This is a genomic window from Shewanella sp. 6_MG-2023 (assembly GCF_030547195.1).
Classification (GTDB): Bacteria; Pseudomonadota; Gammaproteobacteria; order Enterobacterales; family Shewanellaceae; genus Shewanella.
In genome coordinates this window covers 235,853-251,850 of record NZ_JAUOQU010000001.1, presented here as the reverse complement: position 1 = coordinate 251,850, position 15,998 = coordinate 235,853, and the positions used below count along the sequence as shown (strand labels likewise).

12 protein-coding genes are annotated in these 15,998 nt (G+C 39.2%); all 12 read right to left on the bottom strand.

The annotated features are described in order from the left end of the window. Positions 1-182: 182 nt before the first annotated feature. On the bottom strand, positions 183-2,216 hold the full coding sequence (locus Q4533_RS01145; RefSeq protein ID WP_303501427.1) for a hypothetical protein: 2,034 nt from the start codon (positions 2,214-2,216) through the stop codon (positions 183-185). Between the two features lie 178 nt (positions 2,217-2,394). Next, positions 2,395-3,945: an MBL fold metallo-hydrolase RNA specificity domain-containing protein gene (locus Q4533_RS01140; protein ID WP_303501426.1), complete on the bottom strand. Its 1,551-nt coding sequence runs from the start codon at positions 3,943-3,945 to the stop codon at positions 2,395-2,397. A 372-nt stretch (positions 3,946-4,317) separates the two neighbouring features. Then, positions 4,318-4,722, bottom strand: a complete 405-nt coding sequence (locus tag Q4533_RS01135) for a hypothetical protein (RefSeq protein WP_303501424.1) — start codon at positions 4,720-4,722, stop codon at positions 4,318-4,320. Positions 4,723-4,764: 42 nt separating this feature from the next. Further along, a complete protein-coding gene (locus Q4533_RS01130; RefSeq protein WP_303501422.1) occupies positions 4,765-5,409 on the bottom strand; it encodes a hypothetical protein in 645 nt (214 codons plus the stop codon). Between the two features lie 25 nt (positions 5,410-5,434). Continuing rightward, positions 5,435-8,149 (bottom strand): glycosyltransferase family 4 protein, encoded by a 2,715-nt coding sequence (locus Q4533_RS01125; RefSeq protein WP_303501421.1) that lies wholly within the window; start codon positions 8,147-8,149, stop codon positions 5,435-5,437. Between the two features lie 219 nt (positions 8,150-8,368). Continuing rightward, a complete protein-coding gene (locus Q4533_RS01120; RefSeq protein ID WP_303501419.1) occupies positions 8,369-9,223 on the bottom strand; it encodes a hypothetical protein in 855 nt (284 codons plus the stop codon). Positions 9,224-9,399: 176 nt separating this feature from the next. Continuing rightward, positions 9,400-9,846, bottom strand: a complete 447-nt coding sequence (locus tag Q4533_RS01115) for a GDP-mannose mannosyl hydrolase (protein WP_303501418.1) — start codon at positions 9,844-9,846, stop codon at positions 9,400-9,402. A 31-nt stretch (positions 9,847-9,877) separates the two neighbouring features. After that, the gene (locus Q4533_RS01110; RefSeq protein WP_303501415.1) at positions 9,878-10,894 is read right to left on the bottom strand and encodes a hypothetical protein; all 1,017 of its coding nucleotides are present in this window, start codon (positions 10,892-10,894) and stop codon (positions 9,878-9,880) included. Between the two features lie 95 nt (positions 10,895-10,989). Further along, positions 10,990-12,156 (bottom strand): nucleotide sugar dehydrogenase, encoded by a 1,167-nt coding sequence (locus tag Q4533_RS01105; protein ID WP_303501413.1) that lies wholly within the window; start codon positions 12,154-12,156, stop codon positions 10,990-10,992. 24 nt (positions 12,157-12,180) lie between these two features. Next, positions 12,181-13,146 (bottom strand): GDP-L-fucose synthase, encoded by a 966-nt coding sequence (locus tag Q4533_RS01100; RefSeq protein ID WP_303501412.1) that lies wholly within the window; start codon positions 13,144-13,146, stop codon positions 12,181-12,183. 42 nt (positions 13,147-13,188) lie between these two features. After that, positions 13,189-14,610, bottom strand: coding sequence for an SDR family NAD(P)-dependent oxidoreductase (locus Q4533_RS01095; RefSeq protein ID WP_303501410.1), 1,422 nt, complete (start codon positions 14,608-14,610; stop codon positions 13,189-13,191). A 6-nt stretch (positions 14,611-14,616) separates the two neighbouring features. Then, the gene (gmd, locus tag Q4533_RS01090) at positions 14,617-15,732 is read right to left on the bottom strand and encodes a GDP-mannose 4,6-dehydratase (protein WP_303501407.1); all 1,116 of its coding nucleotides are present in this window, start codon (positions 15,730-15,732) and stop codon (positions 14,617-14,619) included. Positions 15,733-15,998: the final 266 nt, after the last annotated feature.

Here is a 15,998-nt window from a genome sequence, read left to right as displayed (position 1 = left end):
CCAATATTTTAACCCGCTAGCATTACATGCCCTTTAAATAACCAAGCAACTGGATAGCTAGAGCAATAATCCGCTAGCGCAGTACCCAAAAGTTCATACAATGCAGGCCTCAAATAAAAACGCTCCACAAGGGAGCGTTTTTATTTATTTCATTTACAAAAGGCTTACAGCCTTAATTGAACTTAATCTGCTATCAGCCAGTTATTGTGTAAAGTCGTCATCAATGTTAAATCTTCGGACATTAGCAAGGGTTTATCATTGCGACTTTCATCTTTAATCACAAACAGATTTCCATCATCGACATAACGAGAAAACACCAAATCGTCATCTCCATTATGTTCAGATAACGCAATGACTAAACGACCTTGACTATCAATTGACCAGGGCACAACAATAGATTCTGCACCAACGAATGCCAGACCAGTAGCGTAAAAGGTAATGTAAAACCCTAATGGCTCTGAAAATGTTGAATTGGCACCTGAGTCGTCCATTAGATATGAGAATATCTTTCCCGATATCATTGATTCATCGAACTTATCATCAGACGTTAAGTTGAAACTCGATTGAGTAAACAACGATAATTCAGCGTCAGGTGATAAGGATACGCCAAATTCATCACTGACATAGGTGAAGTTTATCTCTTCATCACCGTCATCATGATGTAAGGTTAATAAACTATTATTGACGGTATAAGGTAAAACCTCCTCAGCGCCATAATGTAGTAAATCCCCATCGAATAAAAGCGGCTCTACATTATCATTAGCCCTAAGCGCATCATTAAATGATGTAATATAACGGAAATCAGTATCGTATGTTGCGGTTAAAAAAGAACTCAACGTCGCCCGCTCTTGCCCGACAATTTTATCAAAAATAACAGCGCGATCACTGGTACCGCTAATAACAGAAATTCGCTCAAAGAAACTAAGATCCTGATAGCCGGTTAAAGCATAATCAAGCACACCGTCATTATTGGCATCAAATATTTCAAGTTGAGTAAAACCATTCGTCCACTGTTTATCCCATGTATATTGAGTCAGTTCTTTACCTGTCACTAAGCTTTTAATGCTTAACACAATATTACCTGTGCTGATATCTGGCCCTAACAAACCAACTTCGCCCACGCCATCACCATCGATATCATGTAACTGTACAAGACGAGCAAAAGGCAGCCATTTCATCGGCCATGAAATATTTTTTATGCGCTTATTAGGTAAACGTCCATCATTAATTAAAATTTTAAACCTTAGGTCAACATCAAACTGTGCCAGTGCAACTTCCTGAATACCATCATTGGTTATATCGTCCAATAACACGGGTTTGTCCACATTCATGGTGGTGTTCCAGGTTAACGTCCGCAACACGCCAACTTTACTGCTGCCTCTTTTCATCAGCATCTGATAGCGGCCATCATCGTGGCGCTTACCAAATTGCCCCCACTCATTAGTACCATCACCGTCAATATCTTCTAATTGATATAAAGAAGTATTCCCCCAATGTTTACCCCAGTTATAAACATCCAATTTATTAGTGGCTAATGCACCATCGTAAACAAAAAGTTGTCCATTACCGCGGCGCTTGTTCACCCCATATATTGCAACCTCTGGAATACTATCACCAGTGACATCCGACATAGTCACCACACGCGGGTCATCCCAAATATTAGGCCACTTAAAAGTGGCCACTGGACTTTTTAGTTTTCCATCACGAACTTGAAGCTGCAAAGTTGAATTTGCAACATGAGTACCTAAAACACCAAACTCGGGCATTCCATCCAAGGTAATGTCATCAATCTCATTAAACTCAGGTAAAAAAAGCGTATTATTCCAGGTCCAAGTACCTAAACTGCCACCCGTTTTACTGCTCTTTAAAACAAATTGATATTTATCCGTGGTGGTATTTAAACCAAATAATCCAATATCTTGAACACCATCATTATCGCGATCAGCGACCCAATGAAATTTTGCATGAGCAAATGAATCTGGATCAGGAAACGAAAACGAAGTAAGTTTTACGCCATCAGCGCCAGAAATAACATCATATTTAAAGAGTGTGACACTGGCACCATACAGTGCAAAGTCAGAGATACCATCATTATTGACATCAGCCGCGAGTTTAATTCCATCTGAGACATGGAATGGTTCAGCGATTGCTGATGGGCAAGTTATTGCAAGAGTTGAACTAAATAGAAAAGCAAACGTAGATGCGGAAAAACGCATTATTTTCATCCTTGAAATATATAAGTGCGCGAATAATATACTAAAATGTTTTAATGGGTCAATCTTAGTAAGCACTTTAGCCTTGGACTCATTGATGCATGTGAGCACAGTAAGTGTTTATCTAACGTTAGCGCATATCTACCACAGATTAGGTGCTAATACGTTAAACACCGGTACACTAAACACCGATTACTACCTCGCCAACCAACGGCATTAAACTATTTTTCAAGCTTGCTTTGGCTTCATCATCACCATGCACAATGATGACCTTTTCAGGGCCAACTCTAATACGTTTAATATAGTTAACTAAATTAGCCTTATCTGCATGGGCTGAGTAACCTGAAATAGTATGAATATTAGCTGCTATATCAACTTTTTGACCATCTAGCATGACATAACCATCATTTGCATGACCAAAGCGCTGGATATCGCGACCTGGAGTACCTTTAGCTTGATAGCCGACAAATAAAACATCTGTGCTAGATTCGGATAAAAAACGTTTTAAATAATTGACGACTCGGCCACCCGCACACATACCACTAGCAGCAATAACAATCGCGCTTTTGTTCCGTTTAGCTAAATAATCAATAGTGGCCAAATGCTCCTGATGGGAATTGACCGTATATAAGCTATCAAAATCAAGTGGGTTACGCCCTTCGCGCACCACCCGCTTAGCCTCTGCATCCCATAAAGATTGGAATTTTTTATAGTGGTCAGTAAATTTAGCAGCCATTGGTGAGTCAACTATCACCTCCAACTGTGAAATTTGCTTGTCACCACTGCGGCTAATAATTTGCTCAATTTCATACAATAACTCTTGAGTTCGACCAATACTAAATGCAGGAATAATCACAATGCCTTTATCTGCGATGGCTTTTTTTATCACCGCCTGCAATTGTTGCTGGCGCGCTTTACGCCCTTGATGAACTCGATCACCATAGGTACTTTCTATCACCACGACATCAGCTCGATATGGGCTACGAGGAGCCGCCAACAAAGGGGTGTACGTAGCTCCTAAATCACCAGAAAAAACAATCCGTATCGACTTATTCCCCTTAACGGAAACACCTGTGGAAAAATTGATATGAGTTTTAGGCGTTGAGACAGGTGTTGAAATAAGCGTTGAAACAAGCCCACTGTCCGACTCAGAATGTGAGTTCGACTCAGCCTCATTGGATTTATTGAGGGAACGGCGAGTTGGTGAAGCAGCAGATGAATCGATGTCACTAACTGGTAATACATCGACTTCAATATAAGCAGAACCTAGAATATGACCTGCTGGTTGGAATTTAATTTTTACCTGATGTGTATCAACTTCGGGTAATAATTGCCATTGACGATATGGTACTGCAACGACTTGCTTTGATAAGCGATTAAGGCAGGCCTTAATCATATTTTTATTACGAGTCACACCGACTTTAAGCGCATCTTCAATAACCATGGGCAATAGAGCCGCGGTGGCAGTTGAAGCATAAATGGGGCCAGTAAAGCCTGCAGCCAGTAAATAAGGAATTCGCCCCACATGATCGATATGGCAATGGGTCACCAATAGTGCCTGCACATTGCTAACATCAAATTCGATAGCAAGTTGATATTGATTAGTATTGCCTGATGTCTCAGCACCTTGAAATAAACCACAATCAACTAATAAGCTGTTAGCGGCATCAATTACTAACTCATGACATGATCCGGTAACGCCTGTCACTGCGCCATGGTGAATAATTTGCATAACCCATCCTTAGGTTTGGTAGAGAGTTTTAAATAATCCTAATTGAAATAATATTAGCTAAATCGAGCCTTGTAACAATAGATAATCTAAATAGAACAAATCTATTATTAAATAGAAATAAGCCATTAATGAGCCTAGAGCTGCAAAGGCAATAACACCAGCCCTCGGACCAGTCAGTTACGCCCGATAAAAAACCGCCCCTTACAGCAAAACAGCAACATCATAGCAAACTATTTCGTTAAGGCTTTAATGTTAGCTTCGCGGGCGGAAGAACAAATTTTTAACTTATAATCAATTGATTAAAAATATTTTTAAACAAGGCTGTGGCCAATGCTAGTTGACCACAGTAAAAAGTCACAATGTCTGATAAATCTAAATAACACCTTCTTGTTTAATGTTTTTAATAAACTCATCATAACTAGCACTAAATACTATAGGTGAAACATTAACTTTAATGCCATCTAAATATAAGTCAGCAAAAACCGGAGTTAAGGTTTGTTGAGGTAAATCGGGGGCAACTTCAAATGAACAAGAGTCTACTGGTAAACCTGCTAACTTTAGGTCTTCTCTTTCTTGATCCGCCATAACCTCACAAAAAAGGTTATCACCTTCTTTAAAGGCAACATGCACTCGCTGTTCTGGGTTTGACTTCTTGTATGCCCAACCACTGACGATATGATTAAATGAAACATCAATATTAAAATGATACTCCTCTATTTCAGCGGTTGGAGTACTAACTAATTTAGATTTGATTTTTCTTACAACTTTGTTAATCAATTGCCTATCCTTTTAGAACGGTTTACATTTAATTGTTTATGTCTAGCGCAGCGATGAAACCTTTGCGCGATATTCTTTAACTTTTCGGCGTATTAAAGGTCCTTCAGGTCTAGCCTTAAACGCAATTTCCATCAACGCTAACGCTTTTTTTAAGTCATCATTTTCTAGCCTAATAGCTTCATCACGCAGAAATTCCACATCTTTAGGTGTTCGTACATCAGTTATACTGACGGAGTTAATATCTAGCCTAGGCGGTCTTTTCAACTTTAAAAAACCATAACCTCGTTCAATTAACTCATCAATTTTGTTTTGTGGAATACCTTTAAGCATTCCAATAAAATCATCTTTTTGCGCACCATCAAATATTAGCTTTTCTTTATTAATGAAACACTTAATGGCCTCATCATCTTTAAGTAATAAAATCGTCTCTATGTCTGCACTCATTGAAACGGCTAAGTCATTAGACATCCCATTTGCAGGGCTATTGGGTAAAAACGAAAACTTTTCATTTTCAAATACAAACCACCACTCCCGGTTTAAATCATTTATTGCCACTCTTAGTTTAGTATTGTTAACTAAGTTTATAGGCTGGCTTGTTAAAATGTAATTTAATGCTTTTACCAGGGCTCTCCCTTGCATTCTTTTCGGGATAATACGTATTGCAGCACCAAGAAGTTTTAAATTCATTTATGTAACTTTTCCTAAGTAATTATTAAGTAACAGTGGTTTTTAAACCTGCATAACGAAATGCATGACTCATTTTAAGTAATGCATTATCAGAAGAATACCGTTCATTAGCAAGACTGATAGCATGAGCAGATAACTTATTCCAAAGGATATGGTCGTTATAGAGCATTTTTATTTGCTGAACCCACTCCTCTGGAGTATTTGCAATCAATGAATTGACCTGATGAACTAATCCAGTACTTTCAGCTGCTATTGGAGAAAGTACACTGGGTATGCCATAAGATGTGGACTCTAACACTTTGCCCTTAATTCCAGCCCCTGATAACAGAGGCGCAATAAAGATACGATGACGCAAAAAAACGTCATCTAAGTTTTCTACAAAACCAACAAGCTCTACATTGGGGTGCTCATAGCGCTTGAACGACTCAGGCATATTACTGCCATAGATACTGACAATAATGCTTGGATCAGACTCCATCAACTTAGGGAAAATATTCTCAAAAAAATACTCTACCGCTTCTACGTTTGGCTGGTGTTTATACCCCCCAAGAAAAGCTATGCCATTACTGGCTTCAAACTGACAATGAGTCGATTTCGGATGTAAAACCCACGGGCAGGTAAATATTTTATTTTGCTCTAGCAAGTGAGAAGTAATAACCGCATGCTCATGCTCATTGTACGAGAGAATCACATCGACCTCATCCATCACACTCAGTTCATTTACCTTAGTCAGCTGTGCCTGCTGCAACAGCTCTTCACGTTTTTGCTTACTAGCATCACTGCTCAAGGGAACTGCAAGTGCACTACGGATTTCACGTAAAAAGTGCAAATCGGCATTATTGAATAAAATAGGCAGAGATGGCGCATGAACCTTGATAAAATCGATATACTGAGAAGCGACATAATACCGCGTGATATAAACGGCATCAGCCTGTTTCAACTTCTCACACAACAAGTCACCAATAGATGAATAATAAGGTGCATAACACACCTCTACGCCTAACTCTTGTAACCTAGCCGTATACGCTTGTCGATATGTAAAAGCTAAAGGTATAAATACCACATGATAACCAAGCGATTGAATCAATTTGATTTCTTCAACTGCGGCATAGGAACCAGCATCGTGATCTGGTGTTGGTGTTTGCGCATCAATCATGACCACTGTACCTAGGATGGGTTGCCCAGTTACACTTAAGGTCGGTTGATTAGAGTTTTCACCTTGTTGATTTTCCAAAACTTGATATTGCTTAGAAACAATAGGCAGCCACTCTTGGCGCGAAACTTGAGACAATGCATATGCATGCGCCAAACAATAGCCACCAAGTTGTTCTTGATTAATTATCTTTTGCCAATAAACAAACATATCAGTTGCGCTGGTAGCGCTATCTGGTTTTGGCAATGCCTTAATCAGAGCGGTTTTGTAGCCTGTTACTGAAAAGAGTGCGTAATTAACGGCTCTAAAATAACTGTTTTGGCAATGATTAGCTGATTGTGCAGCCTTATGTTCAAGAGCATGTTTAAGGGCACCGTCAAATCTCCCCCTAACCTCACGGTCTATCAATTGACCGTTAAAATCAACAAGCTTAGTGCTTACAAAACCGACATAAGGCTTATGCAACGCTTGCTTAATTTGCGCAATACAGGAACAAGATATATCGACTTCGCTTGGCAATACAATAGTCGCTTTGGCAGCCACACTAACTAAAGCTTGATGAAGTGCAGCCGCTTCATTCATGCCAGCTTGCGCCTGTACGACAACCAAATTAGCAATATCACAATGTTGGTGGGTATTCGTTATCCAAATAATTTGATAGGTCATGGGCTCTGTTGCCAAAACAACAGAACTAACCATAGACGATAACCGCTCTTCTGCTAAAAATAGTGGCAAAACGATAGTCACCTCAGGCGCATCCACATTTGGTAATACTAAGTCATGTTCCTTAGAGCCCAATGAAATCGCTAATGCATTAGAGAGTATTTGTGAGTTGTCAGCTCGAACTTGCTTGATTGATGCAGCATAAGCTGAAAAAAGCATTTTTTCACGCGATGTACCGAACGCAGCTTCGTTTTTAGAAGCTTGCAGTGGTTTAGGCGTTAATTTAGGAATCTCCAACTCAGGGACTAAAAAGTGGCTATCGCCACTTAATGCTGCAACAAAAAGAGTCTCTTGCCAAACAACACAAGGCGAGCCGACTACAGCCAGTTGAAATGAAGTTTCTTTTCCACGTTCTACTGTCGAAGGTAAAGGAATTAAGAATCGTTTATCAACACCTTGGCTTTGAAGTATCACGTCTTGAGAAGAAGTTGGTACTCCATCGACACTCAAAATAACACTCGTGTTTAGATCGACTTCACCGTTATAGATAAACGCTAATTGATGACTAGTTAAAGCCTCCAGGCTCATTGTAACATTGGGAGTTTGGGTTGCGACCTCTAGACGAGCACCATCAATAAGGCGTCCATCCTTATCAAGCAAAGTGAGCTTTTTCCCTGCTACAGCTTCGAAAGGCAATGTGAAAGGAATAGAAAAACTGCAATGTCCGGTACCAAATCCCGCTTGCTCCAGGTCTTGCCTATACAAATCAGCGATACCTTGGGTGATCACCATGCCATCAAGCGCCACATAAAATCTAGCTCGCTCTCCTTCATTCTTTGGGTCAAAGACCCAACCACGAATACGCCCCGCATCCAAGGTATCAATAAAACCTTTCACCTGCGAAATCGTTGAAATGTCAGTCACTACTAGTCCTTATATTGCCAAGCTCTAACTGGTTTAACTTAATGATTTTATTTATATCTTGTTTCACAGTTCTTACTTGCTAATAAAGCTTATTCGCTAATGGGTCTTAGGGATAAACAATAGCGATGGTCAAAATAATATAAATCGTTATTCACTATTGTTAACCCGAATAAACTATGACCACTTAGTCACAAGCCTGTATACAGATAAAATGAATGGTTACAGTTTTTTAGACACCACATGCTCAAGAACATGAAGCCTTGCTGAAAGTTCAGCGATGTTTTGAATCGCAACATTGGTCACTGTATTCAAAGAAACCTGCTGGTCTTCTGCAGTGTTACTATTAATTTGCTCAGCTAAGCGTTGGCTCTCTTTTTCTACTAGCTGCTCAAAACTACCAATTTGGTCAGCAAACTCAGTCAAGAATTTTGCACGGTCAACCGCTTCTTGCGCGACAGAGAGTTCAACAGCAGGAAGTTGAGAAAGCTTGCCATCAACGTAAACATCAGCATTAACAGTGGCAGCAGGGAACATAGCAAGGTCTAGGCTCATCTGAAAACCATACTGACCATCACCAATGTTGGCATCCGCGAGATCTTGACGCATATTATCTGCAATCACGCGACCTAAAACGGCATCACCAACCTGCAATGACACTTCAACACGGTGAGTATCGTTGTCATTATAGCGTGCCCAACCATTCACCTTATCACCTTCGTTGATATCAATGTGACAAGTATATGCATCAAGGTTAAGAGCTTGCATCACCAAGGGGAACGGTGCTTCATTTATTTTATGACCATCAATATAAATATCAACAGACTCAATATTGCCAACAAGCACCTTAATATTAGGGGTAATACTAAATGCACAATCTCCAAAGCCAGCTTGCTGCAAATCTTCACGCACGTTATCTGCCATAGTACTCCAAAGTGTCGTCTCTCCGCTACGTACTTCGATATGTGCTTTATGATCGCCGCCCTGGTAAAATGCCCAGCCAGAAATTAGCTCTGGTGAGACAATATCAATAAAGAATTGGTAATCTTCAATTTTTGTTGTTTGTTGTTCGGTCATTTGAATCTCACTGGAGGTTGGGTATTAATTACAGTTTAAATAAGAATTTAATTACAGTTTAAATTATAGTTTAAATTACGGAATGCTATAGCGGATTTTGAAGCCTTAAGGGCTAAAAGCAAGAACTTTCTATAGTTTGATCTTTGAAAGATTTGTGGAAAAAAATGATCTTCGAATCAAATATACCATTTGCTGTGTATATGAACTTTTTCATCTTGTCGCATGGCTTCTTTGTCAAACCATTGATATTGGCCATGCTGCTTTTGCGGTAAAGCGTCAATATCAAGATCTACCACAATTTTGTATCCCAGCACGACATAGTGGGTAGATACTTCTTCACCAAACACAAAGTCATCATAAAAATGCTCAAAAGGACCAAGATGCTCAGCCTTTTGGCGAGCATGCTTAATACCAAGCTCTTCAAAACATAAGCGCTTAAAGGCATCGTCTAACTTTTCATTTTTTTGTATTCGGCCACCAGGTACAAACCAAAAACCTTTTGCAGGACGGTTATTACGTAGACCAAGTAAAACCTGACCTTGTGAGTTTTCGATGAGTAAATCGATGGACACCAATGGGGTAGAATTGATGACGGTTGTAAAAATCGGTTTATCTAAATACATGTCTTTGTCTATTTAGGTTGAAAGTATTTGGTTAACTTAGAATACGGCTATAACGCTCTGTCATTTTAGTCGTATTATCGTTTAAGTCAGTAAGCCCCATTCGGTGTAAGCATGCCATCATTTTTTCAGGGTTTGTGACTTTTTCGACAGCTAACCCTCTAGAGTCTTGCTTTTTCAGGGACTGATGTGTATTGCTGGGCATTTCAAATTTCACAGCAAATTTGTTTGATAAATATTCGTCGCGTTTTTCTGAACTTTTTTCTGAACTCACCATTGCGAGCTCTTCGTAATGCATAGTCGAAAAATTGATATCAAGCAATCGCAACTTTCGCTTCACCGTATTCATAAAACCCAGTATTTTACGAGAACGAGTGACAAAATCTTTCTCGTTAAAAGAGATTTTAATCTCTGATGTATCTGTATTGGCATACCGATTAGATTCCGTTGCTATCACATCTGAAATATAAGAATGTAATAAATTTCGGTAAAGCAGGATTGGTTTGGATGTATGTTTAATTAGGTAACTTAGCTGTGGCTTTTCTAGGTGGCCAGGAAACACTTTAAACGCAACATTTTCAGAGCTTATGGAAGAGTCAATTACTTTCAAATACAGTGAAACGTCTTCACGAGCATGGGTGACCAACTGATGTGTAAAATTTTGCCTATCAAATTCACTAAGTTCGCTACTGCTTTTCAGAAACGTATCAATCTGTTTATGCCTAACATTTTCAAACTGGTGAAATGGCTCCATTGCAATGCTGATATTAGAATAACCGGCAAGTTCACGTAGCAAAAAAGTACTGCCACTTCTCGGATAAGAAAACACAACCTGAATATTTTTAGATGGCAAAGCATCAGTAGACGCCAATAACTCATTATACTCATCCAACCGCTGAGTAATAAAAGGTCCATCAGGCCTACCTAATTTTGCCATTTCCATTATAGATCGAGCTAAGAGCAAGTTTTTGGTTTCAAGCTGCACAGCTGTGTCACGAAGTATATTAACAACCTCTTTTGACATAGCTGTACTTTGAGTCTTAATTGCCACGAAAAGCTACCCCCATCATAATTTAAATAACCACGTTTAGACTAATCGGCAGGTATAACTTTTACGTTTGCGCCTTAAATTATAACAATGAAAAATTAATCGCTGCCAAATAGGTCTCGAGTATAAACTTTATCGGCAACATCTTTGATCTCATCTACCATACGGTTAGAGACAATAACATCGCAACTGGCTTTAAATTCATCTAGGTCCGTCATAACTTTTGAATGAAAAAACTCAGGCTCATTAAGTACAGGTTCATACACTACCACTTCGATGCCTTTAGCTTTAATGCGTTTCATTATCCCCTGGATGCTCGAAGCACGGAAATTATCTGACCCTGCTTTCATAATCAAACGGTAGATGCCAACACGTTGTGGATTACGCTTAATAATAGAATCCGCGATAAAATCTTTGCGTGTTCGATTTGCGTCTACAATGGCACCAATAATCTCATTCGGCACATCATCAAAATTAGCGCGTAATTGCTTAGTATCTTTTGGTAAACAGTAACCACCATAACCAAAAGATGGGTTGTTGTAGTGCTTACCAATTCGAGGGTCTAAACCTACGCCTTCAATAATCTGACGAGAATTTAAACCGTGTGATTCAGCATATGTGTCTAGCTCATTAAAATACGCCACTCGCAGAGCAAGATAGGTGTTTGAAAACAGCTTAACAGCTTCAGCTTCTGTTGAGTCAGTAAACAGCACAGGTACATCTTTCTCCTTTGCACCTTCAAGTAAAAGATTAGCAAAGACTTCTGCTCGCTTCGATCGTTCGCCAATAATAATGCGCGATGGATGTAGGTTATCGTAAAGTGCGCTGCCTTCACGCAAAAACTCAGGAGAAAAGATAATGTTATCGCTTCCCAACGTCTTTTTAATACCTGCAGTGTAACCAACAGGGACTGTTGACTTAATGACCATGACTGCGTCAGGGTTAATAGCTATTACATCTTTAATTACCGCCTCTACAGAAGAAGTATTAAAATAATTGTTTGCTACGTCATAATCTGTCGGTGTAGCAATCACCACAAAATCTGCATCTTTATAAGCCAACTCTTTGTCTAGAGTAGCGGTAAAATTCAATTTTTTGTTTGCCAAAAAATCAGATATCTCAGTATCCACAATCGGAGACAGCTTGTTATTCAAAAGTGTCACTTTTTCTTCGATAATATCGACAGCAGTAACTTGATGATTCTGCGCAAGCAGCATCGCGTTAGATAAGCCTACATAACCTGTACCAGCAATTGCTATTTTCATAATTTTACTTACTTATTTATTGATTTACCCGCGGAAATTATCTTGGTTATCTAAAAACCACTGATACGCATCATTCAAGCCTTCTTCTAGGCTGTATGAGTATTTCCAACCTAACGCCGCTAAGCGATCTACATTCATTAATTTGCGAGGCGCACCATCAGGCTTAGTGCTATCCCAAACGATGTTTCCTTTAAAACCGGTTACTTTGGCAACCGTTTCAACAAGCTCACGAATGGTACAATCAACACCTGTCCCAACATTAATATGGCTTAGCATTGGTTCAGTGTTGGCCTCGTAAATCGCCTTATCCAGTTCCATGACGTGAATAGAGGCTGCCGCCATGTCGTCAACATGTAAAAACTCGCGCATTGGTTTACCACTGCCCCAAGCAACGACTTGTTCATCACCGGCAAGTTTAGCTTCATGGAATCGGCGTAATAATGCAGGGATCACATGTGAGTTCTGTGGATGAAAATTGTCATTAGGTCCATAAAGGTTGGTCGGCATTACACTGCGGTAATCAACACCATATTGACGGTTATAAGATTCACATAACTTGATTCCTGCAATTTTTGCAATCGCGTAAGGCTCGTTAGTTTCTTCTAGAGTGCCTGTCAACAAAGCAGATTCTTGCATCGGCTGTTCAGCAAGCTTAGGGTAAATACAAGATGACCCTAAAAATAATAATTGCTTTACGCCAGCCTTAAAAGCACTGTTAATAATATTGCATTCGATCATCAAGTTTTCATAAATAAAATCAGCAGGATAAGTGTTATTGGCATGTATACCTCCCACCTTTGCAGCCGCTAAATAAACTTGATCGATATTTTCAGTAGCAAAAAACTCTTGTACTTCACGCTGAGAAGTTAAGTCCAGTTCACTTCTGGTTCTGGTAACTATCGTCACCTCAGAATCTTTTAAAAGTTGGCTTACTATCGCTGAACCAACCATACCTCGATGACCAGCAACAAATACTTTTTTCATTGTCATATTTTCACTTATTATGAAGAAACATTTAGTTTAAAGGAAAAGCTATAACCTTTTCAGGCTGAAGCTTTGCCCAGTAGCCCCATTTACAATATTTTGATTAGCTAGAAATAATGCTAAAGGAACAATGTCTGTTGGATTTTTCCACATATTGCCTTTCGCATTAGGATTCATGTCAGTCTTGACTGGGCCAGGTATAAGTTCGTTAACGTTAATATTATAACTGCTAACTTCTTTTGCTAGAGACTGAGTCAAACCCCAACTTGCAGATTTAGATGATGCATAGGCAGCATTATTTGCAGCCCCAAAATGGCCTATTGCTGAACCAATAGTAATAATATTACCACCTGAAGCTTTTAAATACTCTACAGCTAACTTGCACGTTGACATCAAGCCAAACACATTAGCCTGGTATAGCTTTTGCCACTCAGCCAAAGTAAGCTCTTCAAGTGAAGCACTTCTTTGGTTAACCCCCGCGTTTGCGATAACGATGTCTAGGTGACCAAATTGCTCTGCTGCGGTTTTAAAAGCGAGATCTAGCTGGTTTTCGTCAGTAATGTCAGCAACGGCATATATTGCGATGCCTGCATCTTTACTATTAATGTGTAAACAAGCTTGCTTAAGTAACTGTTCATTTCTAGCGACTAAAATAACATTCATGTTAGCCTCAGCAAAACCCTCAGCTAAAGCTTTTCCTATACCGCGACTCGCCCCGGTAATTAAAACAACTTTTCGATGTGCTTGTTTAGGCAATACATTAGAAATCAACCCGTTTGGATTACAATCACGATGCTGAAAAGGAACAATACTCTTTTCATCTGCCAATTCAACAGGAATTTCAAGGTTATTTTTAGCCAGTCTACCAATCATTGATATACGGGTATTACCATGATTGAATGCTAAACTGCGATGAAGTAACGCCGAATGAAATAACACAAACTGACCCTTTTTCAAGGGTAGTGTTGTTTTATTGGATATTAATGACTCAGATAAATTAATAAAATGATTATCTATTGACCTTAAATGGAAAGGCCTTGAGTCACGTTCAGCTAATCCATTACTAATATGTGTGCCCTTGATATATTCAAAAACACCTCCGCCAGCTTCCATATCGGTTACAGCGACTAATATTGATAAATGGCTAGTTAAATCATTAAAATTTATGTCCTGATTGCCATTTTCAAAATGTTTGTCATGATGCCAAGCAACTTCTGCAGATCCTGTTTTTTTTACAAAAAAATTACTGCGCCATAAGTTAAATTTATCACCAAAAAACTGATTTACCTTCTGAAGTAAAACTTCATCATTAAAAACACTTTGAACAAACTGGTTGTCAATATGGCGATTTTTAACTACGTCAAACTCGTGTATCACTTGGCTGGCCAAATCGTCCAGTATTTTATCAGGGGTATTTAAAGAAAAAGGGCCTATTAGCCCCTCCTCTAATAACTGTTGTTTAAAATCCACAACAATTTACTCTTTTGCCACCGAAACATCATACCCATGATGTTTTAAAATAGCGTGCTGCTTAGCTTTACCTAAATCGTGTTGAACCATTTCAGCACACATTTGCTCTACGGTGATTTCTGGCGTCCAGCCCAACTTAGCTTTTGCTTTAGCAGGATTACCCAATAAGGTCTCCACTTCTGCAGGGCGGAAATAACGCGGATCGACTTTAACAATCACATCACCCACTTTTACGCCTGGCGCATTGTCGCCGCTTACAGCAGTGACAGTTGCAATCTCGTTAATACCTTCACCACTAAACTCAAGTTCAATGCCTGCCTCTAGCGCAGACATTCTAACAAATTCGCGTACTGAAATTTGCTTACCCGTGGCAATAACAAAGTCATCTGCTACATCTTGTTGTAACATCATCCACTGCATACGCACGTAATCTTTCGCATGGCCCCAATCACGCAGTGCATCCATATTTCCTAGGTACAAGCATGGCTCTAATCCTTGTGCAATATTGGCAATTGCACGGGTGATTTTACGGGTCACAAAGGTTTCACCACGACGCGGAGATTCATGGTTAAACAAAATACCGTTACATGCATACATGCCGTAAGACTCACGATAGTTAACCACAATCCAGTAAGCGTACATTTTTGCAACCGCATAGGGTGAACGCGGGTGAAACGGCGTGGTTTCTGTTTGCGGAATTTCTTGTACTTCACCGTAAAGCTCAGAGGTAGAGGCTTGGTAAAATTTTGTCTTTTTCTCCAAACCTAAAAAGCGAATCGCCTCTAATAAACGTAACGTACCGATAGCATCAACATCAGCGGTGTACTCTGGTGCTTCAAATGATACTGCAACGTGTGATTGCGCACCTAAGTTATACACTTCATCAGGTTGCACTTCTTTTAGAATGCGAGTTAAATTTGAACTATCTGTTAAATCACCATAGTGCAAAAAAAACTTAGGGTTTGCAGCATGAGGATCTTGATAAATATGATCAACTCGTTCTGTATTAAGTGATGAAGCACGGCGTTTAATACCATGTACTTCATAACCTTTTTCTAATAAAAATTCGGCTAAATAAGAGCCATCTTGTCCGGTCACACCGGTAATTAATGCTTTTTTCATTTTTAATACTCTTTATCGATTAACTATTAACTATTAACTATTAACTATTAACTATTAACTATTAACTATTAACTATTGACTATTACTTATTACTTATTACTTTATTAAAATAACCTTTTAGAATTGCAAAACGTTAAAGCTCAATAAACACTGAATCGATGCATTTCTAAAAGGGGGCACCAACAATGGATGACATAGTAGTTTGTTTCACTCCATTTATAAAAATTACAACAAGGAGGGGGAAGTCTTACACTTCGAAGTTAAAC

Coding starts and splice junctions, on each gene's coding strand:
- Q4533_RS01145 (WP_303501427.1), bottom strand. CDS start 2,216: ATGCGTTTTTCCGCATCTACGTTTGCTTTTCTATTTAGTTCAACTCTT.
- Q4533_RS01140 (WP_303501426.1), bottom strand. CDS start 3,945: ATGCAAATTATTCACCATGGCGCAGTGACAGGCGTTACCGGATCATGT.
- Q4533_RS01130 (WP_303501422.1), bottom strand. CDS start 5,409: ATGAATTTAAAACTTCTTGGTGCTGCAATACGTATTATCCCGAAAAGA.
- Q4533_RS01120 (WP_303501419.1), bottom strand. CDS start 9,223: ATGACCGAACAACAAACAACAAAAATTGAAGATTACCAATTCTTTATT.
- Q4533_RS01115 (WP_303501418.1), bottom strand. CDS start 9,846: ATGTATTTAGATAAACCGATTTTTACAACCGTCATCAATTCTACCCCA.
- Q4533_RS01105 (WP_303501413.1), bottom strand. CDS start 12,156: ATGAAAATAGCAATTGCTGGTACAGGTTATGTAGGCTTATCTAACGCG.
- Q4533_RS01100 (WP_303501412.1), bottom strand. CDS start 13,146: ATGACAATGAAAAAAGTATTTGTTGCTGGTCATCGAGGTATGGTTGGT.
- gmd (WP_303501407.1), bottom strand. CDS start 15,732: ATGAAAAAAGCATTAATTACCGGTGTGACCGGACAAGATGGCTCTTAT.